Annotated in this window: 1 protein-coding gene; it reads left to right on the top strand. The window is 36.8% G+C overall.

Going from position 1 to position 1,255, the window contains the following annotated elements; all coding sequences use genetic code 11:
• Positions 1-233: 233 nt before the first annotated feature.
• Entirely contained in the window at positions 234-908 is a 675-nt protein-coding gene (locus BN67_RS05835) for a hypothetical protein (RefSeq protein WP_019223210.1), read from the top strand.
• Positions 909-1,255: the final 347 nt, after the last annotated feature.

The raw sequence follows: 1,255 nt of genomic DNA, 5'->3' as shown, positions 1-1,255 counted from the left end.
CATGCCAAGGTTTTTGGTAAGGCATGGGTTTTTGGATATGCACAAATTTATGGGCATGCCAAGGTTTGTGGGGATGCTCTCATTTTTGGAACGGCATGGTTTTCTGGTGATCTAGAACTTCTTTATGATACGGCATGGTCATAACATAACTTGGGAATAATGACCGCGGGCGTGGGGGAGCGCCCTCTCTCTCAAACAAATTTTTAAACACATTAATTGTGAAGGGACTTGCTATGTTTAAAAAATATACACTCACGAATGAAATCAAACAAATTAAAAAGAAAATGACTAAAGAAGTGACAATCGTTTATCGTATTCAAGCTTTAAGAGACTTTGGTGATGTCAAGGCTGGTGATCTAGGGGGCTTTGTTGAAAAGGAAAGCAATCTCTCTCACGAAGGCAATTGCTGGCTTTATGATGATGCCTGTGCTTATAGCCATGCAAGGGTTTTTGAAAATGCAAGGGTACGCAATAATGCGCACGTGCGCGGTCAAGTCTATGGCAATGCTTTTGTTTATGGAAAGGTGTTAATTTCTCAATTCGCAAAAATTTATGACAATGCTCACGTTTTTTATAACGCTTGGGTTTGTAGTTATGCAAGGATTTATGGTGATGCGCAGGTTTCAGGTTTTGCATATATTTGTAACTATGGGAAAGTTTATGGGCATGCCATGGTTTTTAAGCGTGCGAAAATTTATGGTGAGGTCTATGGGCATGCTCGAGTGAGTGGCACTGCTGAAATTTATGGTTCTGTTTATGATAGAGCGAAAATTTCCCACAAGATTAAGGTTTTGGGGAAAGTCTATGGCACTGCCATTCTCGACAAAAAAAGCAAAATAAGCTCTATTAAAAATCATCAGGAGGTTTATAAAGGTCGGATGATTGTTGATATTAAAAACAATAAATAATGAGGCATGGAGGGCGCCTTTTATTTTATAAACCTATTAAAAAAGCCGCGTCGATTAAAAGCGCGGCTTTATAGATTGAAATGCAATAAAAAATACAAATTAACAATAAACGCCTCATATATATAAAATGTATTATATTGCAAGCTCTCTATTGTCATTATGAAACGTTATCCAAAAAAGCATAAAACGTTCTTGTTATATTTGATATGAAGAGAGAAACTGTGAATACAACGCTTGCGATAAAACCTATTCTGATAACGCTCTCAATATTTAAAGGCGTCAATTGAAATCACTCCCATTCAAAAATTGAAACCTATTCATAAATCAAAACGTTTTGTAAGGTCTCT

This window comes from Bartonella rattaustraliani AUST/NH4 (assembly GCF_000312565.1).
GTDB classification, from domain to species: domain Bacteria; phylum Pseudomonadota; class Alphaproteobacteria; order Rhizobiales; family Rhizobiaceae; genus Bartonella; species Bartonella rattaustraliani.
The sequence above is the reverse complement of the archived record's forward strand: the minus strand, read 5'-3'. Positions and strand labels throughout refer to the sequence as shown.